The 22,817-nt window shown below is 57.4% G+C and carries 21 protein-coding genes; 11 read left to right on the plus strand and 10 right to left on the minus strand.

The window, feature by feature from the left end; genetic code table 11:
* Window positions 1-20: 20 nt before the first annotated feature.
* Window positions 21-3,404 carry a YhdP family protein gene (locus AC2FH6_RS03950; RefSeq protein WP_496701283.1) on the minus strand — a complete coding sequence of 1,128 codons (3,384 nt, stop codon included), beginning with the start codon at window positions 3,402-3,404 and terminating at the stop codon, window positions 21-23.
* Between the two features lie 68 nt (window positions 3,405-3,472).
* On the opposite strand from AC2FH6_RS03950, the gene AC2FH6_RS03955 reads away from it, so the two are divergent.
* From AC2FH6_RS03955 to AC2FH6_RS03970, 4 genes are all read left to right on the plus strand, one after another.
* Window positions 3,473-3,934 carry a peroxiredoxin gene (locus tag AC2FH6_RS03955; RefSeq protein WP_142633231.1) on the plus strand — a complete coding sequence of 154 codons (462 nt, stop codon included), beginning with the start codon at window positions 3,473-3,475 and terminating at the stop codon, window positions 3,932-3,934.
* Between the two features lie 29 nt (window positions 3,935-3,963).
* A complete protein-coding gene (locus tag AC2FH6_RS03960; RefSeq protein WP_496700521.1) occupies window positions 3,964-4,836 on the plus strand; it encodes a ferritin-like domain-containing protein in 873 nt (290 codons plus the stop codon).
* A gap of 210 nt (window positions 4,837-5,046) precedes the next feature.
* Complete coding sequence (locus AC2FH6_RS03965) at window positions 5,047-6,372, plus strand: DUF5930 domain-containing protein (protein WP_496695789.1); 1,326 nt, start codon at window positions 5,047-5,049, stop codon at window positions 6,370-6,372.
* A complete protein-coding gene (locus AC2FH6_RS03970; protein WP_271947570.1) occupies window positions 6,362-6,862 on the plus strand; it encodes a bactofilin family protein in 501 nt (166 codons plus the stop codon). Before AC2FH6_RS03965 ends, AC2FH6_RS03970 begins: the two co-directional genes overlap by 11 nt.
* A gap of 77 nt (window positions 6,863-6,939) precedes the next feature.
* On the opposite strand, the gene AC2FH6_RS03975 is transcribed toward AC2FH6_RS03970, so the two are convergent.
* Entirely contained in the window at window positions 6,940-7,737 is a 798-nt protein-coding gene (locus AC2FH6_RS03975; protein WP_496701286.1) for a hypothetical protein, read from the minus strand.
* Between the two features lie 153 nt (window positions 7,738-7,890).
* Between AC2FH6_RS03975 and aqpZ the strand changes: the two genes are divergently transcribed.
* Window positions 7,891-8,577 carry an aquaporin Z gene (gene aqpZ, locus AC2FH6_RS03980; protein ID WP_496701288.1) on the plus strand — a complete coding sequence of 229 codons (687 nt, stop codon included), beginning with the start codon at window positions 7,891-7,893 and terminating at the stop codon, window positions 8,575-8,577.
* Window positions 8,578-8,636: 59 nt separating this feature from the next.
* On the opposite strand, the gene AC2FH6_RS03985 is transcribed toward aqpZ, so the two are convergent.
* Together AC2FH6_RS03985 and AC2FH6_RS03990 are read right to left on the minus strand one after the other, a co-directional pair.
* Window positions 8,637-9,185 carry a peptidylprolyl isomerase gene (locus tag AC2FH6_RS03985; RefSeq protein WP_142633219.1) on the minus strand — a complete coding sequence of 183 codons (549 nt, stop codon included), beginning with the start codon at window positions 9,183-9,185 and terminating at the stop codon, window positions 8,637-8,639.
* A complete protein-coding gene (locus AC2FH6_RS03990) occupies window positions 9,178-9,684 on the minus strand; it encodes a peptidylprolyl isomerase (RefSeq protein WP_271947577.1) in 507 nt (168 codons plus the stop codon). The genes AC2FH6_RS03985 and AC2FH6_RS03990 overlap by 8 nt, the downstream gene beginning before the upstream one ends.
* A gap of 133 nt (window positions 9,685-9,817) precedes the next feature.
* Between AC2FH6_RS03990 and AC2FH6_RS03995 the strand changes: the two genes are divergently transcribed.
* From AC2FH6_RS03995 to AC2FH6_RS04015, 5 genes are all read left to right on the plus strand, one after another.
* On the plus strand, window positions 9,818-11,008 hold the full coding sequence (locus AC2FH6_RS03995; RefSeq protein WP_496701290.1) for a phosphoglycerate kinase: 1,191 nt from the start codon (window positions 9,818-9,820) through the stop codon (window positions 11,006-11,008).
* A 126-nt stretch (window positions 11,009-11,134) separates the two neighbouring features.
* Window positions 11,135-11,434 (plus strand): FtsB family cell division protein, encoded by a 300-nt coding sequence (locus AC2FH6_RS04000; RefSeq protein WP_185956602.1) that lies wholly within the window; start codon window positions 11,135-11,137, stop codon window positions 11,432-11,434.
* Window positions 11,435-11,609: 175 nt separating this feature from the next.
* Window positions 11,610-12,599, plus strand: coding sequence for a pyruvate dehydrogenase (acetyl-transferring) E1 component subunit alpha (gene pdhA / locus AC2FH6_RS04005; protein ID WP_142633213.1), 990 nt, complete (start codon window positions 11,610-11,612; stop codon window positions 12,597-12,599).
* A 15-nt stretch (window positions 12,600-12,614) separates the two neighbouring features.
* The gene (locus tag AC2FH6_RS04010) at window positions 12,615-13,985 is read left to right on the plus strand and encodes a pyruvate dehydrogenase complex E1 component subunit beta (protein WP_496688402.1); all 1,371 of its coding nucleotides are present in this window, start codon (window positions 12,615-12,617) and stop codon (window positions 13,983-13,985) included.
* 15 nt (window positions 13,986-14,000) lie between these two features.
* On the plus strand, window positions 14,001-15,305 hold the full coding sequence (locus AC2FH6_RS04015) for a pyruvate dehydrogenase complex dihydrolipoamide acetyltransferase (protein ID WP_496691067.1): 1,305 nt from the start codon (window positions 14,001-14,003) through the stop codon (window positions 15,303-15,305).
* Between the two features lie 61 nt (window positions 15,306-15,366).
* On the opposite strand, the gene cysE is transcribed toward AC2FH6_RS04015, so the two are convergent.
* Complete coding sequence (gene cysE / locus AC2FH6_RS04020; RefSeq protein WP_496676121.1) at window positions 15,367-16,176, minus strand: serine O-acetyltransferase; 810 nt, start codon at window positions 16,174-16,176, stop codon at window positions 15,367-15,369.
* A gap of 84 nt (window positions 16,177-16,260) precedes the next feature.
* Here cysE and AC2FH6_RS04025 point away from each other — a divergent pair, with 84 nt between their 5' ends.
* Window positions 16,261-16,599, plus strand: a complete 339-nt coding sequence (locus AC2FH6_RS04025; protein ID WP_496701292.1) for a TraR/DksA family transcriptional regulator — start codon at window positions 16,261-16,263, stop codon at window positions 16,597-16,599.
* On the opposite strand, the gene AC2FH6_RS04030 is transcribed toward AC2FH6_RS04025, so the two are convergent.
* Genes AC2FH6_RS04030 through AC2FH6_RS04050 form a run of 5 tightly spaced genes read right to left on the minus strand, consistent with a single transcriptional unit; the run spans window position 16,580 to window position 22,807 of the window.
* Window positions 16,580-16,876 (minus strand): DUF7742 family protein, encoded by a 297-nt coding sequence (locus tag AC2FH6_RS04030; RefSeq protein WP_496691065.1) that lies wholly within the window; start codon window positions 16,874-16,876, stop codon window positions 16,580-16,582. The two genes, AC2FH6_RS04025 and AC2FH6_RS04030, sit on opposite strands and share 20 nt — an antisense overlap.
* Window positions 16,877-16,881: 5 nt before the next feature.
* Window positions 16,882-20,844 (minus strand): baseplate multidomain protein megatron, encoded by a 3,963-nt coding sequence (locus AC2FH6_RS04035; protein ID WP_496701294.1) that lies wholly within the window; start codon window positions 20,842-20,844, stop codon window positions 16,882-16,884.
* Window positions 20,845-21,291, minus strand: a complete 447-nt coding sequence (locus AC2FH6_RS04040; protein ID WP_496700530.1) for a C40 family peptidase — start codon at window positions 21,289-21,291, stop codon at window positions 20,845-20,847. It abuts the gene before it with no gap.
* On the minus strand, window positions 21,288-22,175 hold the full coding sequence (locus AC2FH6_RS04045) for a phage/gene transfer agent baseplate hub protein (protein ID WP_496701296.1): 888 nt from the start codon (window positions 22,173-22,175) through the stop codon (window positions 21,288-21,290). Before AC2FH6_RS04045 ends, AC2FH6_RS04040 begins: the two co-directional genes overlap by 4 nt.
* Window positions 22,175-22,807, minus strand: coding sequence for a DUF2460 domain-containing protein (locus tag AC2FH6_RS04050; protein WP_281971926.1), 633 nt, complete (start codon window positions 22,805-22,807; stop codon window positions 22,175-22,177). Before AC2FH6_RS04050 ends, AC2FH6_RS04045 begins: the two co-directional genes overlap by 1 nt.
* Window positions 22,808-22,817 lie beyond the last annotated feature (10 nt).

Consider the following 22,817-nt stretch of genomic DNA (forward strand, 5'->3'; position numbering starts at 1 on the left):
AGATTCGGCTATATCCCTGTTCAGTTGTCTTTTGGCGGCGATCCAAAGGTGCGCTTGGGCTCATCCGGCTTGGCTTTCTGTGCATTTGGCCCATCCTGAACCTTCGGCGCGGGCTCCCTTAGAAGGTTGCGCAAGAACAATGGCGCAAGCCCTGACAGAGGGTTGACCGAGACAGAGGGTGATTTCAAAGGGCCGGTCAGAGTATAATTGAACGCGATCACACCTTCACCTTTTTTGGTGAAGACACTTCCAATCGCATTCACCAGATAGATTGGGGAAATCGCGCCACGCAAGTTCAGCATTTCGCTAACCGTGTCGATTGTCCCGTCGAAGGACAATCCCATCGAGGGACCGACGGCGCTGCCGCTGAGAACCTTGATCTCGGTCGGCGTAATCCGCATTCGGCTTTCGATGCTCGAGAAAAAGATGCCTTGCCCAGCCATTTCATCCACAAGCCCAACGAGGCTGATTGCGTTCAGCAAGGCAGCCATGGCCGGGGCGTCATGAATTCGGGTGTTCACGATCTTCATGATGACATCGAAGTTCCCGGCCCCGCCGACCGGTTCCAGTTGCAGGTCCAGTTTGCCTCCGCGCGCCTGGGTTATCATTTTGGCCGATCTCAGAACGTCGCCTGCATCACCAGAGGTCAGATTGACGGCACTGCGCCCTCCGCGCGGGGTCACCTGTCCGCGCACAGCAGCACCGCCGTTTACATTCGCCGTGAACGCGCCGCTGACACCGCCAGTTGTCGCAAATTTTCCCTTGAACCCGGTCAGGGCGATCGTCTCTGTAATCTGGAGGCGATCCAACACTACATCCAGCTCGGGCCCCTGCCCGGAACCACCGCCACCACCTTCGGAGGATCCAAAGGTCGCGCCCCCCAGATTCATCACGCCCCCTAAAACCCTGATGTCGGGCAAGGCTGACCCCCGTGATATCAGCTCCGCCGGAACCGCAAGCCAGTTCCCCAGTTCGAATGAGCTGAACTCAACACGATCGAAAGCACCATTTTTGAAATTAATGGAGGCCAGGCTTCTCAACCCCGCCGCATCCAGCCGAAGTGTATCCACGCGCATCTGATCGCCCAGCGTTGCCTCGACATCCATCGACCCCTTGGTACCAGCGCCTTTGCGCCAGCCGAGCTCGGGGATGGATAGCACAACGCCTTCCAGATCCGATGTCGCCGTCAGTTTCGGGGGGCGGCCAGCACCGATGCCCAAGGTTATTTCGGCAACGCCTTTTCCAGTCAGCATACCCTTTGGTAACCCGGCACGCAGCTCGGTCACCAACCGGGGCGAAATCTCGATCTGCCCTTTCAGTTCACTGGGTTTCGGTTCTCGACCCCCAATAGGCTGGCGCCAGGTTGCCTGCAGGGGCACGTCGCCGAAATATCCGTCGCCGCCGACTTCGACAGCGGATTGGTCACCTGAGATAGTCAACTGAGGCGCGCTGACGACAAAACCTTTGACCAAGCGATCACTGTGCACATCACCGATCTTACCAGTAAAGTGAAACTGGGTTTCATCGAACTGCAGCCCCTTCTTCATCGGCAGAGATAAGGTGCCTGACAGTTCCACATCGCCAGAGGCCACATCCACGGGCAAATTTGCCTTTGTCATCAGCTGCAGAGGGGGACGATCCATCAAAGACAAGGCGGCCGTTGCCGAGCCCTTGGCCTTGACGCGCACAATCGCCGGCGAAAGCTTTTTGATCGACGTATCCGGAATAATGAAGGATGTTCCTGACCCGTCTATCGGGCCGCCCTGATCGGCAATGACAACCGCTTTCTCGGCTGTCACGGTAAACCGTTGGTTGATCAGGCTGGCCTGCCCCTGAGCGTCCTGGACCGGAGGTAAAGTTTTGGCAAAGCGGACTTTGGCGTCGTCGAACCCGAAGTCCAAGTAAATGTCCGGCTTGGTGTCCGGCTTCAACCGCAATGCAAAATCGACATCCGAGAGCCGGCCTTCATATAAATTGTCGGACACCCATTTACGCGGCTTTTCGGCAAGTAATTGGGGCCAGTATCTCAGCAACTGGCCTGACTCCAACTCGTCCAGATGAGCCTCGAGGTACCCCGACCAACCTTCGGCTTCACCATTCAGATTACCCCTAGCACGCAGCGTTAGGTTTTCGTCTTCAACCGTCATCTGTCCGAGGCGCAACTCGAACGGGGCCAGCTTCATCTTCAGATCAAGGTCGGCACGCGCCAACTTGAGGGGTTCCGGAAACAGCCCAGCCGGGTTGATGTCGATGCTGCTGAGGCGGAGTTGAGAGGTCAGGCTTTCCAGCAGTCCATTCTCGATACCTCTCAAAAAGGCCCTTCCCTCGGCCTGAACGGACCCCCAGGCGGAGACTACAGAAACCTCGTCGAAATCCAGCTCCTGCCGCCTTGGGTCATAGCTGAAATAAGCCCTGGCGGATTCAAACGGGATCGGTTTTGTCTCTTGGTTGGCTTGCACCGCGCCTGCCGCAAGGTTCAGGGTCGCAAATAACGGCCCCAGCGCCGCGTTGCCATCAACACTGCCGCGCACCGCGCCCGAGATCGGAGCGTCAAGGACCTGTAACCATGACAAGGCAAGGCTTTGACTTGCAATATCCTCGGCAGGCAGGTCGGTTATGGCAAAGCCAAAGCTTGCCTGGGGCGTTCCAAGTACGCTGGTATAATTTACCTCAATCGAACTGGCATAATCGCGCCCTGTCAGAACAGAGAACCCGGTGGACATGCGCATTTCGTCACCGGTACGGATGATCGAAATATGTCCGCCGTCGAAAACCCAGGCGCGCGACAGGCGCAAATCCTGATAGTCCAGCGTCAACGACTCAAGCTCGACCGACCGCAGGCCCGACAGCAGCGGTGACAAAAAGACATCGTCAGATTCCTCGATCAACTCGATCAATGTCCGCGCCCGCTGAACCGGTGCACTGCCAGAACCGACTGTCAACGAAAGCGCCCCGTCCAATCCGCGGGTCAATGCGATTTGGGCATCGCGCAGGGTAATCGTGCGCGGCCGGATTTTCCCCCGTAGCAGCCACCGCATCGACAACCGTGTGCGCATATCCGCCACTTGCGCGATCTGTTGTCCCGCCGCGTCGCTTATGGTCACATCCGTCAGTCGCAAACGTGGCAACCAGTTTTCGTTGACGATAAAGCTAGCATCGCCAAAGCGGATCTTGATCCCCCCAAGGCTTTGATCCAGCCGTTTTTCGGCCTGGGCCCGCATCCAGTCGGGTGCGTGCAGCTGTTTGCCAATCAGAAAGAACCAGCCGCCAAAGGCCAGCAGGCAAAGCAACAGGAAGGTTCCGACGATCCCCCACGCAGCGATGCGGCGGCGTGACCGACGGCGGCGGGGTTTCCCGTCCGGGCCTTCTTGTGTATCTTCTTGCCGCGCCAATTTCCGACCCACGCCCTATTACCTGCTTGCACCGCACCATGATGTCAGGCAGCACTTAAAAACCTTTAGCGGAGTTTCCAATGCCCGACGTTACAGACATCGCCCCCGGTTTCACTTTGCCCCGCGACGGCGGTGGTGAGGTTACGCTGTCAGACCTGCAAGGCAGCGCCGTCGTTTTGTTTTTCTATCCCCGTGATGATACGCCGGGCTGCACCAAGGAATCCATCGGTTTCTCGGAACAACTTCAAGCCTTTGCTGATGCCGGCGCCCAGGTTTTCGGCATCTCGCGCGACACGGTGGCTAAGCATGACAAATTCGTCGCCAAACACGGTCTTACGACGCCACTTTTGTCCGACGAAGGCTCGACCGTTTGCGAGGATTACGGTGTGTGGGTCGAGAAGAACATGTACGGGCGCAAGTCGATGGGGATCGAGCGTTCAACCTTTCTGATTGACGCCGACGGTAAGATCGCTCGCATCTGGCGAAAGGTCAAAGTGCCCGGCCATGTGGAAGAGGTACTGGAAGCCGTGCGCGCGATGTAACCCTCTTCACCGCGGTCGTCATCCGGATTATGACCCGCACAAATCTTGAAAGCGGAGATATCCCGGTGTCGAAAACACTGACCCAAATGGCGACCGAAGTTCTGACCACAGCAGACGGGCGCGAAAAGACCGCCCTGTCCAAGCGCCATGCCGCAGCTTGGTTTGCGGCGCGATCAGGGGACGCTCCTGCGATTGAAGTGGGCACCGCAACACCGCCGTTGAATCCCGCCCGACCGGACAAACCAGATTTGCTGTCCCCCCGGGATGTCCCAAGGCGCCGCCCCGGCTCCGAGGCTGGACGCATCGCCCTGCTACACGCGGTCGCCCATATCGAACTGAACGCGGTTGATCTGCATTGGGATATAATCGCCCGATTTGGCCATGTCCCTATGCCTATCGGTTTCTACGACGACTGGGTCAAATGCGCCGAAGAGGAATCGCGCCACTTCGAAATGGTCTGCGATTGCCTGGAACAGATGGGCAGTCATTACGGCGCCCTGCCCGCCCATGCGGGTATGTGGCGCGCTGCCGAAGATACAGCCGAAGATTTGATGGGCCGTTTGGCCGTAGTGCCGATGGTGCTTGAGGCGCGGGGTCTGGATGTAACCCCCGGCATGATTGACATTTTCCGCAAGGCCAAGGCTGAACAGGCCATTGCAGCGCTCGAGGTGATCTACGCCGAAGAAGTCGGGCATGTTGCTTACGGGTCCAAGTGGTTCCATTTCCTTTGCGGACGCGAGAACGCTGACCCAAAGGGTATCTTTCACGATCTGGTCCGGCGCTATTTTCATGGCGTTCTTAAACCGCCCTTCAACGAAGAAAAGCGGGCCGAAGCCGGATTACCGCCGGATTTCTATTGGCCGCTGACCGAAGGCCTGCCGCCGCCCGGCTCTGCCTGCTAGGTCGGCATGCACGGTCATAGCGGTCTTTGAAACATCCTCCAGTTGATGTAATCGGCAATTTCTCGCCGAGAATTGGCGGGATTAACCCTGTTTGTTGTGTGAACTAGTTAACAAACTTGCCCAAATCGGACGTCCCCTCTATGCAGTTGCCCCAAGGGACGGAGACCACTCACAACCGATCCCGAATTTGGGGATCGAGAGGTAAGGCGCGTGCGAACACGTCTGGCAATCAAACTACATTCGCTGCTTGAGCAGCACTTCCCGGAACGCCGGGTCTTTCTGAAATCTGACAATGACACACGGTTCATCCGGCTCAGCTCAGAAACACAAATCTTTGCAGTTGCTGGTGTTGCCCTGTTTGTTGGCTGGACTGCGGTCACTACGGCAATCCTGTTGATGGACAGCATCGGATCAGGCAACTTCCGGGAACAGGCCAAGCGCGATCAGGCGACATATCAGGAGCGGCTGAATATCCTGTCAGCAGAGCGTGACGTGCGCGCTCATGAGGCTCTGATGGCTCAGGACCGGTTCAACGCCGCGCTTGAACAGATCTCTGCGATGCAATCCGAGCTGCTGGCGTCCGAAAACCGCCGCCGTGAATTGGAAACGGGGATCGAGGTTATCCAGTCCACCCTGCGCACCACCATGAAACAACGGGAATCTGCCCGTCAGGAGCTTGCGGCGCTGCAACAATCAGATTCTGATGATGGGCTCGTGTTGGCAAACACTGCCAGCCCCGAACAGATGGAATTTATGACCGTTGCTCTGACCCGCACCGCGCAAGAGCGTGATCAGATCGCAGCCGACGCCCGGAACGCACTGGATCAGCGGGACGATCTCGAGCTTGAGATCCGGCTGATGCAGGAACGCAGCGACGAGATTTTCCGTCAGCTAGAAGAAGCAATGATCATCTCGGTTGAACCGCTCGACAAGATGTTCCGACAGGCAGGTATGCCAACTGACCGTATCATTGAAGAAGTACGGCGTGGCTATAGCGGCATGGGTGGCCCCCTCACCCCAATTTCCTTCAGCACGCGCGGTGAGGACCTGACCCCCGACGAGATCCGCGCGAACACTCTGTTGCAACAGATGGACCAGCTGAACCTCTATCGTATCGCAGCAGAAAAGGCCCCTTTTGCCAGCCCGGTAAAAGCGGCTGTCCGCTTTACCAGTGGCTTCGGCACGCGCCGTGACCCTAAAACGGGCGGTCGCCGCATGCATAACGGTTCCGATTTCGCCGGTGCACATGGAACTGATATCTTTGCGACCGCCGACGGCGTAGTCACCCATGCGGGCTGGCAATCGGGTTTCGGGCGTCTGGTCAAAATCCGGCACGCCTTCGGAATTGAGACACTTTACGCTCATAACACCAAGTTACGGGTTAAGGTTGGCCAAAGGGTCTCGCGCGGGGATCATATTGCTGATATGGGTAACACCGGACGGTCGACCGGAACGCACCTGCACTATGAGGTCCGCGTAAACGGAAAACCTGTTAACCCAATGACTTACATCAAGGCTGCAAGAAATGTTTTCTAAGAGCAAAATCAACGAGCCCGGAACCAATGCCCCAGAGGCCGCCAAGCCTGCCGCTCCGGCCACTCCGGCAACCCCTGCACCGACGGAAACCAAGGCCAGCACCGCGCCCAAACCCAAGCCACCTGCATCGGTCCTGTCTTCGGATCTGCACATCACCGGCAACCTGAAAACCTCGGGTGACATTCAGGTCGAAGGTACGGTGGAAGGTGACATTCGTGCGCATCTGCTGACCATCGGTGAAACGGCGACCATCAAGGGCGAAGTCACTGCAGATGACGTTGTCATCAACGGCCGTATCGTTGGCCGCGTGCGTGGCCTGAAAGTGCGCCTGACCTCGACCGCACGGGTCGAAGGCGACATCATTCACAAGACAATCGCCATCGAAAGCGGCGCGCATTTCGAAGGCTCCGTTCAGCGTCAGGACGATCCTCTGAACCCTGGCCGCAGCGGAAAACCGGGCGCTAACCCGGCTGCTGACGTCAAACAGTAATCCTGACAGACTGACAGGAAACAAACGCCGCGGGACAGCCTGCGGCGTTTTCTTTTGCAATTCTGACCGAAGTGCTTTCACTGATCAGGTTGGTTCCAGGTCGCATTGGCCTCGATCACTTCTGCGACCATCAGCGCCTTTTCGGACAATTCTGGTGGCGTGCCATCATCAAAGGCAAGCTGCTGCATTCTTCGATACATGACTTCAGACGTGTAAAAATCGAATGCAGCCGTGCCGTCGAGGCTTTCCCAGAAGGCCGTGATCCAAACCGAGGGCGCATACCCGTAACACCAGTCCTGCCAGAACCGTTCTGCCAAAGTCGCCGTTTTAACTGCGGCTACTTGCGCCAAAAGGCTATCCATTGGCCAACCCCCGAGGCGAAACATGCAGAGCGTATCGTCCAGACATTCTTCTGAGCCCCCTTCGATCGCCTTCAGAAGAAAGCGTTTCTGGAAATCGTCCAGGACACGCCACTCCTCCGACGACCAGTTCCGGGCCTGTCCCGTCGGATACCGGCTCAGGCTGACTTCGATCCCGACAGAGCTTACCTCTTCGCCACAGGCCAAGACCTCTAGCACACGCGGCAAAAGATAGGCCCAGGTATTCTTGGCAATCCCTCCCGGATCACTCGCTGCAAAATACCAGTCCTGAAGATAGTGCAACGGCAGTTCCTGAATGGGCGGGTGAAAGAAATCAGCCTCGATATCCGGTTCCATGCAGCACCCTTCGCAGACCTCGATGCTGCTTGGCTTTGGACGTTTAAAAACGCGATAAGCATCCTGAATAAGCGGGAAGAACGGATCATCCGGCAATAACTTGGCCTTAACCGGCTTATTCGTCTTTGACGTCATCGTAGACTGAACCCATATTTCCATGCCACACCCATAGGTCTATCTGCCCACTTTTGACGTGGCAAGCGCGCCCAAATACCCCTTCATTCTCCGCCGAATTTCTATGTGTGATGAGTAGCTTCGATATTTCTGCGTTTTGGATTACACTACAGCCCATTGGTTTTCGGAGGACTTTTCATGTCAACAAAACTCATGGCTGAATTTTTCGGTACATTCTGGTTGGTGCTTGGCGGTTGCGGTAGCGCTGTTTTAGCGGCTGGCGTCGCGGATGTCGGTATCGGCTGGTTGGGCGTATCTTTCGCCTTTGGCCTAACAGTGCTGACTATGGCATTTGCCGTTGGCCACATTTCAGGCGGGCATTTCAATCCGGCAGTCAGTCTGGGTTTAATGATCGGCGGACGGTTCCCGGCTAAGGATCTGCTGCCCTATTGGATTGCTCAGGTCATCGGAGCCATTGCAGCAGCGGCTGTTCTGTATCTGATCGTCAGCGGCGCACCAGATTTCGCCGGGGTTGGAGGCTTTGCGTCCAATGGCTATGGCGAGGCTTCACCCATGGGCTATTCGATGATGTCCGCCTTGGTGATCGAGATCGTACTGACGGCATTTTTCATCCTGATCATTCTGGGCGCGACCTCAAGCGGTGCTCCGGCAGGGTTCGCGCCGATTGCCATCGGTCTGGCGCTGACGCTGATCCACCTGATCTCGATCCCGGTGACCAACACATCTGTCAACCCGGCACGGTCAACCGGTGTTGCCCTGTTTGCCGATGGGCCGGCGTTGACTCAGCTATGGTTGTTCTGGGTTGCCCCGCTGATAGGCGGCGCGATTGGTGCGCTGATCTGGAAGGCCATATCTGACGACTGATCCAAGCGCACGCTTACAAAAAGACCCCGGCACCTGACCAGGCACCGGGGTCCTTTTATCTATTCGGTCACGGTGACCTTTTTCATCGCATCCGGCTGGCCGATTACGGCTCCGTTCGGGCCTTCGCCCCGCTTGATCGCATCAACAACGTCCATACCGTCAGTGACCTGACCGACAACCGTATACTGACCGTTCAGGAACGGCCCAGGTTCAAACATTATGAAGAATTGCGAGTTGGCACTGTCGGGATCCTGCGCCCGGGCCATGCCAATAACACCACGATCAAAGTTATAGTCCGAGAACTCTGCTGGCAGATCCGGCCGATCCGAACCACCAGTACCGGCACGACGCATATCGCCGCCGACCCGACCGTGTTCAACGTCACCGGTCTGAGCCATGAAGCCGTCGATCACGCGGTGAAACACCACGCCATCATACTGACCAGCAGCGGCAAGGGCGCTAATTTGTTCAACATGCTTGGGGGCAATATCGTCAAACAGATCAACGGTTACGGTGCCATTGGCCCCTTCACCCTCAATCTCGATCTCAAGGCCCGTGGCCAGTGCAGGACCGGCCAGCAGGACAAATGCGGCGGCCAGCTTATACATCGGCAGCCACCTTGACGCTGATCATACGATCCGGGCTTGCGGGCGGCTCGCCCCGAACGATGGCGTCCACATGCTCCATCCCGTCGATAACACGGCCATAGACCGTGTATTGGCCGTTCAGGAAATGGTTGTCGCTAAAGTTGATGAAAAACTGCGAATTGGCCGAGTCCGGATTCTGCGACCGAGCCGCGCCTAACGTGCCGCGATCATGCGGCAGTTTCGAAAACTCTGCCGGAACATTCGGCAGCGATGACCCGCCTGTGCCTGCACTGCGCAGGTTGAATCCGTCTTCCATATCGCCGTGCTGCACGTCACCGGTTTGCGCCATGAAACCGTCGATCACACGGTGAAATGCCACGTTGTCATATTCACCGCTGCGCGCCAGTTCCTTCATCCGAGCGCTATGCTGCGGGGCCACATCTGGCAGCAGCTCGATGACGACATTGCCGCCCTTCAGCTCGATGATGATTGTGTTTTCGGGATCCTTGATCTCGGCCATGTGGCCCTCCTGTCGTTTATCTTGCGCAAATACCTATGCGCCACGCACGCGAAAGCCAAGTGACGCATTGACCTGAGGGCAAAATGCAGGAAAAGAACCGCCTAGATCGGTTGCCAAACACGAGGATCGCGCGATGGGCTGGAAAACACTGGACGATATGGACCTGAACGGTAAGCGCGTGCTGGTGCGCGTGGATATCAATGTGCCCGTGGTGGATAGGGTCGTGACCGACGCTACCCGGATTCAGCGCATCGTACCCACAGTAAGCGATATTCTCGCTGCAGGTGGCAAGCCTATCCTTTTGGCCCATTTCGGACGCCCGGGCGGAGAGCGGCGCGAAAGCCTGTCGCTGAAACAACTTATCCCCACAATGGAAAGCGCCTTTGGTGCGCAGGTTCTGTTCGCAGCCGATTGCGTCGGAACCGAGGCCGAGCTTGTCGCAGACACCCTGCAAGCCGGGCAAGTATTGCTGTTGGAAAACACCCGTTTTCATGCTGCTGAAACCAAGAATGATCCTGATCTGGCCGCCGGCATGGCCAAACTGGGCGAGGTCTACTGCAACGACGCCTTTTCCGCTGCGCACCGCGCCCACAGCTCAACCGAAGCCATCGCTCGCCTGCTGCCTGCCTGCGCTGGTCGGCTGATGCAGGCCGAGCTGCAGGCACTTGAAAGCGCCCTTGGCGCGCCCGAGCGTCCGGTGACAGCGGTGGTCGGCGGGGCCAAGGTATCGACCAAGCTGGAGCTGCTGGGCAACCTGATCGACAAGGTGGATCACCTGATCATCGGCGGTGGCATGGCCAACACCTTCCTAGTGGCACAAGGTATCAGTGTCGGCAAATCGCTGGCGGAAACCGCGATGAAAGACACTGCCGCAGAGATTCTTGCCAAGGCGGAAAACTCCGGTTGCCAGATCGTTCTGCCGTGTGACGTGGTTGTTGCAAAAACCTTCCAGGCCAATGCGCCGCATCAGGTTTTGCCCGCAGACCAATGCCCCGAAGACGGCATGATCCTGGATGCAGGCCCCGAGAGTGTCGCCGCTATCACTGAAGTCATCAGCCAAAGCCGAACCCTGATCTGGAACGGCCCTTTGGGCGCCTTTGAACTGGAACCGTTCGATGCCGCAACGAATGCGGCCGCACTGAAAGCTGCCGCGCTCAGCCGTTCGGGCCAGTTGGTCTCGGTCGCAGGCGGTGGTGATACCGTAGCCGCCCTGAACGCGTCCGGCGCGGCGCGGGATTTCACCTATATCTCGACAGCAGGCGGCGCATTCCTGGAATGGATGGAAGGAAAAACCCTGCCCGGCGTCGCCGCGCTGGAACAATAAATTCAGCTGCACGGGTAATTTTGCGAATCGGGGGATTCACAAGCCGAATCACCTGTGACATAGTGCAGTCAGATGCCAAGCATAATGGCACGACATTGAGGCAGACTTCATACGGCGGTAAACAGAGTGTCCCGTTCCCATCGGCCCGGTTTGGGCTCAGTTGCTTTTTTCTCGGTGGCTTTCATGCTGGGTGTGTATTTCACCTTTGCTGCCGTCCAGGGTGACTATGGCCTGTTTCGACGGGTCGAGATTGCAGCGGAACGGGATGCTCTGTCGCGCGACCTTGCAGCGTTGAGCACCGAAATCGCCGAAATGGAAAATCTGACCCGCAGGCTTTCAGACACCTATCTTGACCTCGATTTACTGGATCAGCAGGCGCGCTCGATCCTTGGTATGATCCGCTCGGATGAGATTGTCATCCGCTGAGCGGGACCAAAATTCTTCGTCGGAAATCCCTGCTGTGGTAACGCGTACGTCCCTACCTGAACGGTTTTCCGCGTGTCAAACAACAGCGCAATATTTCCACTCGCCAGAAAGCCTCAAATGTTCTATTAGATAGTTTAACGCTAAACTATCTTGCCGAGAGGGGGAGATCGCCACAATGGCTGCGCGAAAAACCACAAAGAAACCAAACGTTTCTGCGGAAGAACTCAAGACCTATTACCGTGAAATGTTGCTGATCCGCCGATTCGAAGAAAAGGCTGGCCAGCTATACGGCATGGGTCTGATCGGTGGTTTCTGCCACCTGTATATCGGTCAAGAGGCAGTTGTTGTGGGACTGGAAGCAGCCGCCGAAGAAGGTGACAAGCGGATCACCTCTTATCGCGATCATGGGCACATGCTGGCCTGCGGCATGGATCCGGGCGGCGTAATGGCAGAACTGACCGGGCGCGAGGGCGGATTGTCCAAGGGCAAAGGCGGTTCGATGCATATGTTCTCGAAAGAGAAGCATTTCTATGGCGGTCACGGCATCGTCGGGGCGCAGGTTCCTCTGGGTGCCGGTTTGGCCTTTGCCGACAAGTATCAGGAAAACGGCCGCGTCACCTTCACCTATTTTGGGGACGGCGCCGCAAACCAGGGGCAGGTCTATGAGACCTTCAACATGGCCGCGATCTGGGAACTGCCGGTGATCTTTGTGATCGAGAACAACCAATACGCCATGGGGACGTCCCAGGCGCGCTCGACCTCAACCAAGGACATCTATCACCGGGGCGAGGCGTTCGGCATCCCTGGCGAGATCGTCAACGGCATGGATGTGCTAGCGGTCAAAGAGGCCAGCGAAAAGGCCGTCGCCCATTGCCGAGCGGGCAAAGGTCCGTACATTCTGGAAATCAAAACCTATCGCTATCGCGGACACTCGATGTCCGACCCGGCCAAGTACCGCACCCGCGAAGAGGTTCAGAAGGTGCGCGAACAAAGCGACCCGATCGAACATGTCCGCGAGCTGCTGCTTTCCGGCAAACACGCGACCGAGGATGACCTGAAGGCGATCGACAAAGAGATCAAAGAGATCGTCAATCAAGCCGCTGAATTCTCGAAAGAAAGCCCCGAGCCGTCGCTGGACGAGCTTTGGACAGATATCTACGCCTGAGAGGACGATTAAGACATGGCAACCGAAATTCTCATGCCCGCCCTTTCCCCCACGATGGAAGAGGGCACGCTGGCCAAATGGCTGGTCAAGGAAGGCGACACCGTATCAAGCGGCGATATCATGGCCGAAATCGAAACAGATAAGGCCACGATGGAGTTTGAAGCCGTTGATGAAGGGATCATGGGCAAGATCCTGATCGCTGAAGGCACCGAAGGGGTCAAAGTAAATACCCCTATCGCCATCCTCGTCGAAGAAGGCGAAGACGCCTCCGCCCTGCCTGCGGCTGCACCCGCCGCCGCAGCGACGACCGAAGCCGCCCCTGCTGCGGTTGAGGCCCCTGCTCCTGTCTCTGCCCCAGCCGCACCTAAGGTAGATCTGTCCCCAGATTGGCCAGCTGATGCCGAGATGAAGTCCGAAACCGTGCGTGAAGCCCTGCGCGACGCCATGGCCGAAGAAATGCGCAATGACGGTGACGTCTACCTCATGGGTGAAGAAGTCGCGGAGTATCAGGGCGCTTATAAAATCTCGCAAGGTTTGCTGGATGAGTTTGGCGCCAAGCGCGTAATCGACACCCCGATCACCGAACATGGTTTTGCCGGGATCGCAGTTGGTTCGGCCTTTGGCGGGTTGAAGCCGATTGTCGAGTTCATGACCTTCAACTTCGCCATGCAGGCGATTGACCAGATCATCAACTCGGCCGCGAAGACGCTCTATATGTCCGGCGGTCAGATGGGCTGTCCCATCGTGTTCCGGGGTCCGAACGGTGCCGCCGCCCGCGTGGCCGCGCAGCACAGTCAGGACTATGCGGCCTGGTATATGCAGATCCCCGGCCTCAAGGTCGTCATGCCCTATTCAGCGGCCGACGCCAAAGGCTTGCTGAAATCCGCGATCCGTGACCCGAACCCGGTGATCTTCCTGGAAAACGAAATCCTCTATGGCCGCTCATTCGAAGTACCGCAGGTGGATGACCTGAGCATTCCGTTGGGCAAGGCCCGCATCTGGCGCGAGGGCACAGACGTGACCATCGTCAGCTTTGGCATTGGCATGCAGTTCGCACTGGAAGCTGCAGACAAGCTCGCCGAGGACGGTATCAGTGCCGAAGTGATCGACTTGCGTACCATCCGCCCGATGGACACTGGTGCAATCATCAATTCGGTGATGAAGACCAACCGGCTTGTGACCGTCGAAGAAGGCTGGCCACAAGGATCGGTCGGCAGCTACATTTCATCGGTGGTGATGCAGGAAGCGTTTGATTACCTCGACGCGCCTGTCATCAACTGCACCGGCAAGGATGTTCCGATGCCCTACGCAGCGAACCTCGAAAAACTGGCGCTGGTGACCACCGACGAGGTGATCGCAGCCGTCAAACAAGTGACCTACCGGTAAGGGAGCAACAGACAGATGCCCACCGAAATTCTGATGCCCGCCCTGTCGCCGACCATGGAGGAAGGCACGCTTGCCAAATGGCTAGTCAAAGAGGGCGACACCGTCTCCTCTGGAGATCTGCTCGCCGAAATCGAAACCGACAAGGCCACGATGGAGTTCGAGGCCGTTGACGAAGGCACAATCGGCAAAATCCTGATCCCTGAAGGAACCGAAGGGGTCAAAGTCAACACCGCCATCGCGGTTTTGCTGGAAGAAGGCGAAAGCGCTGATGATATCAGTGCAACGCCTGCAGCGGCTCCGGCGGCGGCGCCAGCCGCCACGGGCAACGAGGCCTCCGCTCCAGCGGCGTCCGAAGCGCCCGTCCCCGCCCCGGCAGCGCCGGTCAAGGCAGATGGCGGTCGTATCTTCGCCTCGCCCCTGGCTCGTCGCATCGCTGCGCAAAAAGGTCTCGACCTAGCGCAAATCAGTGGATCCGGCCCACATGGGCGTATCGTCAAGGCGGATGTCGAAAGCGCAACCGCAGCCCCTGCTGTGGCGGCTGCCCCTGTACAGGCCGCATCAGCACCAGCCTCCACAGCCGCGCCAACCGGCCCCTCGACGGATATGGTCATGCGGATGTACGAATCCCGCGATTATGAAGAGGTTAAGCTGGACGGGATGCGCAAAACCATCGCCGCGCGCTTGACAGAGGCCAAACAAACCATCCCGCATTTCTATCTACGCCGGGATATCAAGCTGGATGCACTGCTGAAATTCCGCGGTCAGTTGAATAAGCAACTTGAGGCCCGTGGCGTCAAACTCAGCGTCAATGACTTCATCATCAAGGCCCTGGCCAATGCGCTGCAACAGGTGCCCGAATGCAACGCCGTCTGGGCGGGAGATCGGGTTCTGCAGCTGAAACCCTCGGACGTGGCCGTTGCCGTCGCGATCGAAGGTGGCCTGTTCACGCCGGTCCTGCAAGACGCCGACACCAAGTCGCTATCAGCGCTTTCAACCGAGATGAAGGACCTGGCTGCCCGTGCCCGCGAACGCAAGCTGGCCCCGCATGAGTATCAGGGCGGCACATTTGCGGTCTCGAACCTGGGCATGTTCGGCATCGACAATTTCGACGCTATCGTGAACCCACCGCATGCGGGCATTCTGGCCGTCGGCACTGGCGCAAAGAAACCTGTTGTTGGTGACGATGGCGAACTGACGGTTGCAACGGTCATGTCGGTTACGATGTCGGTCGATCACCGGGTCATCGACGGTGCCCTCGGTGCGCAGCTGCTGCAGGCGATCGTCGACAATCTGGAAAACCCGATGGTCATGCTGGCCTGATATCTGACTAAAAAATGGCCGCCCTCTTCTGGGCGGCCTTTTTCTTTAAGAACCTTCAGATCTAGTGATCTTTGCCCAGCATATGATCCATCGAGATCGAGGGCTGGTCACATCCTGCTTCACCGACAATCTTGGCCGGAATACCGGCAACGGTTTTGCAAGGTGGCACCTCTTGCAGCACCACCGAACCGGCGGCAATCCGGCTACAATGGCCCACTTCGATATTGCCCAAGACTTTGGCGCCGGCGCCGATCAAAACGCCATCACCAATCTTGGGGTGACGTTGCTCCTCTTCTTTTCCGGTCCCGCCCAGCGTGACCGAATGCAACATCGAAACATTGTCGCCAACGATGGCCGTTTCACCGATCACAATGGAATGAGCATGGTCGATCATGATCCCCTTGCCGATTTTGGCAGCCGGGTGAATGTCGATACCGAAGATTTCGGAGGACCGCATCTGGAAGAAATAGGCCAGATCATATCGCCCTTTGAGCCATAGCCAATGGGCGACGCGGTAGGCCTGCATCGCTTGATAACCCTTGAAATACAGAATCGGTTGCAGAAGACGGTGGCAGGCCGGGTCCCTCTCGTAGACCGCCATCAGATCTGCGCGGGCGGCCTCAATCAAATGGGGATCGTCAGCATAAGCTTCGTCCACGATCTCGCGCAGAACCATCATCGACATTTCGTTCGAACATAGTTTTGCGGAAACGCGATAGGACAATGCTCTGGTCAGGCTGCGATGATGCAGAATACAGGCGTGCACCAATCCACCCATCAGTGGTTCATTCTCGACCGCGGCCTGAGCCTCGGTCGTGATGCGATCCCAAACGGGATCTACAGGTGTGACATGACTGCGCTTTTCCAACATGGCTTTTGATCCTTTGCTGCGCCTAGAATGCCATTTAGTGGCTAAAACGCCAAACGCAAACCCGTGATCGGCAAAGCAACGAAAATGAATGAGGCTGACCTGAAGCAAATCAACGAGAAAATCCTTGTCAGGCTGGACGAATTGGCGCGCCAGTCGCAGGCCGGGAAAGATGCGCAATCTGTTGTTGAACTGGATCAACAATCTATCGGTCGTCTGAGCCGGATGGATGCGCTACAGAACCAGGCCATGGCCAAGGCGCACCAAGTCAATCGGGACCTGGAATACCGACGCCTTTTGGCCGCGCTGAAGCGGATTGAAAGTCGAGAATACGGATTCTGCGAAGATTGCGGCGAGCCGATTCCAAATGGCCGACTGGAATTGGACCTCGCCGCAACCAGATGTGTCAGCTGTGCTTCTGGTTGATGCGGAACCGGATCAAATGACGCAGCACCGTCTCAAAACACCGGCAATACTGCAGATCATCGAATGAGGGTTCGGCGGCAAGGCGCCGGTTTCGGGCCGCAGCCATTAACGAACCGTTGCCGAACAACGGGTGTAGCCGCCCTGTTTTACTTACATGGCCATCAGCCGTTTCAGCTTCGGCAATCATACGTCGGCATAAACGGTCACGCTGATCGGGCGGCGCGTTCAACAAAACACGCGCCGCCGTGCTGACATCTCCGTGCAATACGGGCCGCACCGCGCCTATCCGACCTGCAGCCTGACAGGCAATCCAGGTCCGTAAGCCGCAGATATCTGCGAAACCGACACCTCATAAGACCCAGTTGCAGCGTCACCGGCCTTCATGGACGACGTGTAATTCCAATCCGGCTGGGCAACGACCTGTTCCCGAATCAGGCTACCGTTCTGCCGGACCTGAACAAGGTAGGCTTCGGTTTCTTCATTCAACGGCACATCCAGCCCGGACCAGTCATCGCCATCCAGACGTGTCCGCCGCACCCATGAGAACACGTCCCTCGAGCTGGATTGCTGCACGCGAAGATGAGAAGGGGCATAGGGCCGCAAACCATTGCCTTCAAAGGCCTCGACCAGATGCTCGTAAGAGGGATCTTCGTACCCTCTGGTTGCAGGGCCGATACGGTAATGTTTGGTCAGGCCACGTTCCGACCGCAACAACCCTGTCTGGAAGACACGTTCGTCCAACAACACGAACATTGATCCTTCGGGCCAGAGATCGGGCATGATTGCATCTGTCCCCAGCTGGCCGCGCAACCGGCCAGATAGGGTATAGACACCTTCCTCTTGCAGAGCAGCATCCGCGAACTGGAACACCTCCCAATTGCCGGGCGTTCCGTCGCCAATCGCTGCAAGATTTGCGCCGTTTAACAAGGCAGACCGTGGACGGGACTCCAGGACGCCATCTACAAGATTGACACGTAAGGCATCGCCTTCATCCCAAAGTCCGGTACTGGCCCTTCGCATCGGGCTTGCGGTGAAGCCTATTATGGCCTGCCCTGTTATCACCTGTTGCAACGCGTAATCCTCATCGCTTAATGCGGCATACACCGCAACGCTTCCTGGCCAAGGGTCTGCTGCAGCCGCAAGATATGGCGCATGCGGCACTTCGGAACCGGTGATCAGAGGCAGGTCCAAGAATACCGGCAGCACCGGCACCGGAGCGACAAATGGCTTCGCTGTAACTTCATCAGCGGGGGCATCTGGCGGTGTGTAAACGCCGGGCTCGATCCTGACAGCCTCGGCCAGTTGCATTTCGGCCTGTTCAAGCCTGTCAATGCGATAGCGCGCTTCCTGCCCACCACTGACAAGCCGCACAACATCCCCTGCCCCGACATTCAAAAGCGAAGGCGGTAATGCAAACCTAGCCGTTTCACGCGAGACACGCGCCTCACTCAGCCAACGTTCCACCGTTTGACGCCCCTCGGCCCGCGTCATGGACAACGGCATCTCATTTACCGATACCGAATGGGTTTCATCATCAGGCAACACAGCCTCTTCCGAGACTATTTCATGGTCAGCATCAGACTGAACAAAGCGCAGCCTGACACGGCCAGAGATTTCCGCCTCAGCCTCGCGACGATATTCCACGTGTCCGTCAATGTCCGAAGTGATGGCCAACTGCTCTTCATTCAGGGTCAGGGCACGTGCGCCATCCCGCATCTGAAAGATCAGCTTTCCTTCGCGTTCAAGCGCATCGAAACCATACCGCAGCATGAGCGGTTGCAATGCCGAACGGGCATCCGAAACCTGTTCAACCGCATAGCCCTGAACGGAACCGTAAAGGCCCGAGACATCAATCTCGGTAACACCGGCAGCATGGCAAAGCTCGGTTACAACAGAGGCCAGCGTTCGTGAGCCGGAACGCCCATTAAGCCAATGGCCGCGGGCATAGTTGGCCCCATCGCTCCACTGGCTGCGCAGGTTTGGAAAGGTCGGATAGGGCCGCGCATCCCACGCCCAGACATAGGCATTGGACACGTCCACCATCGGGCCGCCATAGCTGGATGAAACTGGATTGATATCTGCGTCCGACCAATAGCCAAGAACCGCCCTGAGGTATTGCGTCTGCAGAAAGTCGTCCCGAAGCCCGTTTGAATATTTCGGCAACCCGGATTCTGAAGATTTAGGGTCTAGAAACTTGTTGGGCTGGTTGGTGCCTTTGTCTACTGCCGCACAACCGAGCTCAGTGAACCAGATGGGCTTGGACTCTGGCAACCAGTCAGTCGGGTTGTCGCTACGCACACCATTGATTCGCTCGTGATGCGGTTGTGACCACCAGTTGCGAACGTCCTTATATCGCCAGATCCACGGCTCGTTATGTGAACCATCTTCGATCGGCGTACGGATTTGTGCCGCCTCTTCTTCGGGCGAGGCATAATACCAGTCATAGCCTTCGCCACCTTCGATGTTCCCACGCAGATAGGAAAGATCGTAGATGGATTTTGCGCCGGCATCCGCATCCACGTGATCTTCACCGTCCCGCCAGTCGGACAGAGGCATGTAATTGTCGATACCGACGAAATCTATGTTGTCATCCGCCCAAAGCGGATCGAGGTGGAAGTAGCGATCCCCACTGCCATCATTTGGCTGGTAGCCGAAATACTCGCTCCAATCCGCCGCATAACCGATCTTTGTGTCTGGCCCCAGAATACTACGCACTTGCCCTGCCAAAACGCGCAGCTGCTCAACGGCCGGAAATCCGTTTAGGCCACGAATCTGGGTAAGACCACGCATTTCCGAACTGATACAGAAGGAGTCCACCCCACCTGCCGCCTTACACAAGGCAGCGTAGTGAAGAATAAATCGGCACAACCCCCATTCCTGCGGGCCAGAATAGGAAACCGTGCCGTTTCCGATGACAAAATCATCCGCTCGCGCCTGACCAAAGAAATCGGACACCTGAACATTGGCCTCAGCCATCTGGTCCGGAGACCCGTCCCGCCCAGGCGCAACACTCAGAGTGATGCGACCGCGCCAGGGAAGGTGCGGCTGATCGCTGGCATCAGACCACGGGTCGGGCAATCCGTTTCCACCGATCTGATCCATCAGGATAAACGGGTAGAACATGACCCGCTTCCCCTCTTGCTTAAGGTGTTGGATCGCTTGAATGACCGACGCGTCCGCTGGTGTCGCGCCATAGACGGGCTCGTTATTTTCCTGACGAACGATCTGGGCGGTTGCCCTTGTCAGCCCCGCGACACCCCAGGGCATATTTTTGCCCTCGATACCATTTTGCAGAACCTTTGGTTGTATCTTGCATTGACCGCATCGCAGATCACTTCCGAACCAGGACACAACCAAAGAGGCGGCTTCACAGCCCGGAAGTTCACTTTTCAAGGCTTGTGTGGACGTCACGAGATCAGGCAAACCAGAGGTCGAATTCACATTGGCCGCCCAACTGCGGCCGCGGCCTTTTGTGTAATTCACCTGCTGGGACGCCAATGCATATTCACCGGTCCCAGGCATTAGCGCCACGCCTCGTACAATACGTGACAGGGAATTTTCGGTATCAGGCAAACCAGGCTGCTCTTGCCGCACGACCTCGAACGAGAACTGCGGGACGCGGTTTCCAAAAGCGCCCAGCTTCAAATCTTCGATCACAATATAGGCGGTGCCACGATAGGCCGGGACATTTCCAGTACCTTCGATTGCTTCGATCAACGGATCGGGCAGCTGATCGTCGGTGCCAGGATAGACGCGCATATTCAAACTGCTGCGCTCAATCTCTTCGCCATCCGCCCAGACACGCGGCACGTCAGATATTTGCCCCGCGCCCAACGCGACCGCTAATGAAACTGAATAGCTGTAGCTGTTGGTGGTCGTTGTAACCTCGGGCTGCTTGGGGGATCCCTTGCCACCCCCAACCGATTGCGTGGTAGAGCTGGTGCTGCGGGTTTCCAGAAAATCCGAAGCCCAGATAACCTGCCCCCCGACACGCATCCGACCAAAGATGTTGGCGACAGCGGCGCCCTCGCCCGTCTGAGTAAGGCGAAAACGGTCCAATCGGCCCGTTTCTACAACTTCGCTGCCGCTGCCCATGACCGACTGGCTCATCAAACGCTGGTCGATGACACGCCCAAGAGTGGCACCAATGGCACGGCCGATAACTGCCGTGGACAGCCCCGCAACCGTCCCGCCAATGGCCCCGCCAACAGCGGCACCCGCCGCAGACAGTAATATCGTCGCCATCTAGATATCCTCCGTGGGGAACTCAAAACAAGAAACAACCCGCCGTCGCCACGGGTCGCTTAGGGCGCTTTCTACAACGCCATGTCCGGAATAAGCGTGAATGAACCGAGGGATGTCTCGACAGGTGCTGACAATTCCCAAATGCTTGGCAACGCCACTTTCCCGCATACGAAACAGCAACACGTCTCCGACCGAAAACCATGCCGGATCTTTCTCGATGAGATGGCGGCGTGCTGCGGCCCACATACGCTCTTCGCCCTGTGGTTCAGACCAATCCATGCTATAGATTGGGACGGCCTCAGGTTCGTGCCCGAGCACAGCGCGCCATACGCCACGCAGTAGTCCCAGACAGTCCGTTCCGGTGCCTCTTACAGACGCCTGATGGACATAGGGGGTGCCTAGCCAGCTTCTGGCCTCATCAACAATGCTTTGCTTTGTCGGGATCATCGTCTGCTGCCCCCCCTGTTTGCCCCGTTTTTCTTGGGAACCGCCATCACCCAATCTTCGGAAGGCGGGTCAGGAAAGCCCTGAAAATTCGTGATATTATTGAACTTCAAGCGGCAAGTCGTCATGCGCTTGTCGCAACCTGCGGTCAGCCTCACCCTGTCGCCCTCGGCCAATCCTCCGCTGATTGCAGACCACAGAACGACCGATCGACCTGTGTCGGTCTTTTGGTCCTTCTTGACCGCCCCCCACAGCCCAGCCGCACGGCCTGTCAGCACATCAAGCCGACCACGTTCGAACCATGTCTCAAGGTGAGTTTCCGCCCCTCGCAGCTGCAAAATACTGCCACCCGTCAAACCGACGATTTCGGCTTCGTCAGAATATCCCGGGGTATCGGTGTTGAACCCGCACGCCTTGTCGCCCAGCACGGCTGTGCAGGGCTTTTGGTAAATCCGGCCCAAAGGTCGGTTCAACTTATCTGTCAGACCCCGCAGTTCGGCGTGAAAAGCCCCACCTACCCGTCGCAATTCACCAATTGATCCGCGGAACTGCAACATTCGCTGCGATGGATCGGCCCAGTTCACAAGCCATGCCCGCACCTCGGCCCCGTCGAAACGACCGGATTCGATATCCTCTTCGGTTACCGCGACATCCGATAACGCCCCCATTGCTTCCGAGTTATCAATGGACAGCCCCGTTGCCTGCTCGATCGCGGCCGCCGTCAGACCCGAACTTGCATTGAAGTCCAGGCCTTCAAAGCTCAGCTTCAGGTCATGGTCGGTAAAGCCAAACTGAACACCGTCTGTGCGCGTAATCGCCCAACACCGACAGGTCGTTGTCAGACCACTCTGCAGATGGGCCTGCAGTGCCTGTTTGTCACCCGCCATCAGACACGCACCTCGACCACTGGCACGTTCGGAACGTCCCCTGCCTGAAAACTCGCGACACTTGTCTGGATCTTGTCGGTGTCAAACCTCACTGGCACATCGAATTCAAAACCGGCGGTGATATCAACCCGTTCAGGCGGAGGCGAATAGAACGTGACCAACCCCGAGTTCAGATCCACCTCGAAGTCGACACCTTCACGCATCTCATCCTGCTCGACGCCCACGCGGACGGTTCCCAATACGGGTTTGACGACCGGCCTTACATAAGTGAATCCACCCGAGGAATAGGTCTTTACCAGCTGGAATTCTGTCGCTACGCCATCACCTTGCGCAATGATCTGGTCGCCTTGGGCAACTTCGCCCGTAGCCGCACCAGATTTGAAATCGGACCAGTCTTTCCAGCGAAATCCAAACATCTGCCCCTGCCTCGCCTCGAAGAACGAGATCAACGTTTCGATGTCATCCAAGGATCGCATACCCAGACCGGCATCATAGCGACGCCGCGAATGCGCCCAGGGGGTATTGCGCTCTTCGAACCCGTTCGCCAGCGTCACAATATCCGTGCGCCTCTCGGGCCCACCGACCGAACCAAAACTCAGGCTGGCCGGAAATCTCACCTCGTGGAAATTCATGGTCTGCTCC

It is taken from the genome of Ruegeria sp. CDSC045 (genome assembly GCF_059610725.1).

Coding starts and splice junctions, on each gene's coding strand:
- AC2FH6_RS03955 (WP_142633231.1), top strand. CDS start 3,473: ATGCCCGACGTTACAGACATCGCCCCCGGTTTCACTTTGCCCCGCGAC.
- AC2FH6_RS03960 (WP_496700521.1), top strand. CDS start 3,964: ATGACCCGCACAAATCTTGAAAGCGGAGATATCCCGGTGTCGAAAACA.
- AC2FH6_RS03970 (WP_271947570.1), top strand. CDS start 6,362: ATGTTTTCTAAGAGCAAAATCAACGAGCCCGGAACCAATGCCCCAGAG.
- AC2FH6_RS03975 (WP_496701286.1), bottom strand. CDS start 7,737: ATGGAAATATGGGTTCAGTCTACGATGACGTCAAAGACGAATAAGCCG.
- aqpZ (WP_496701288.1), top strand. CDS start 7,891: ATGTCAACAAAACTCATGGCTGAATTTTTCGGTACATTCTGGTTGGTG.
- AC2FH6_RS03985 (WP_142633219.1), bottom strand. CDS start 9,185: ATGTATAAGCTGGCCGCCGCATTTGTCCTGCTGGCCGGTCCTGCACTG.
- AC2FH6_RS03990 (WP_271947577.1), bottom strand. CDS start 9,684: ATGGCCGAGATCAAGGATCCCGAAAACACAATCATCATCGAGCTGAAG.
- AC2FH6_RS03995 (WP_496701290.1), top strand. CDS start 9,818: ATGGGCTGGAAAACACTGGACGATATGGACCTGAACGGTAAGCGCGTG.
- pdhA (WP_142633213.1), top strand. CDS start 11,610: ATGGCTGCGCGAAAAACCACAAAGAAACCAAACGTTTCTGCGGAAGAA.
- AC2FH6_RS04010 (WP_496688402.1), top strand. CDS start 12,615: ATGGCAACCGAAATTCTCATGCCCGCCCTTTCCCCCACGATGGAAGAG.
- AC2FH6_RS04015 (WP_496691067.1), top strand. CDS start 14,001: ATGCCCACCGAAATTCTGATGCCCGCCCTGTCGCCGACCATGGAGGAA.
- cysE (WP_496676121.1), bottom strand. CDS start 16,176: ATGTTGGAAAAGCGCAGTCATGTCACACCTGTAGATCCCGTTTGGGAT.
- AC2FH6_RS04025 (WP_496701292.1), top strand. CDS start 16,261: ATGAATGAGGCTGACCTGAAGCAAATCAACGAGAAAATCCTTGTCAGG.
- AC2FH6_RS04035 (WP_496701294.1), bottom strand. CDS start 20,844: ATGGCGACGATATTACTGTCTGCGGCGGGTGCCGCTGTTGGCGGGGCC.
- AC2FH6_RS04040 (WP_496700530.1), bottom strand. CDS start 21,291: ATGATCCCGACAAAGCAAAGCATTGTTGATGAGGCCAGAAGCTGGCTA.
- AC2FH6_RS04045 (WP_496701296.1), bottom strand. CDS start 22,175: ATGGCGGGTGACAAACAGGCACTGCAGGCCCATCTGCAGAGTGGTCTG.
- AC2FH6_RS04050 (WP_281971926.1), bottom strand. CDS start 22,807: ATGAATTTCCACGAGGTGAGATTTCCGGCCAGCCTGAGTTTTGGTTCG.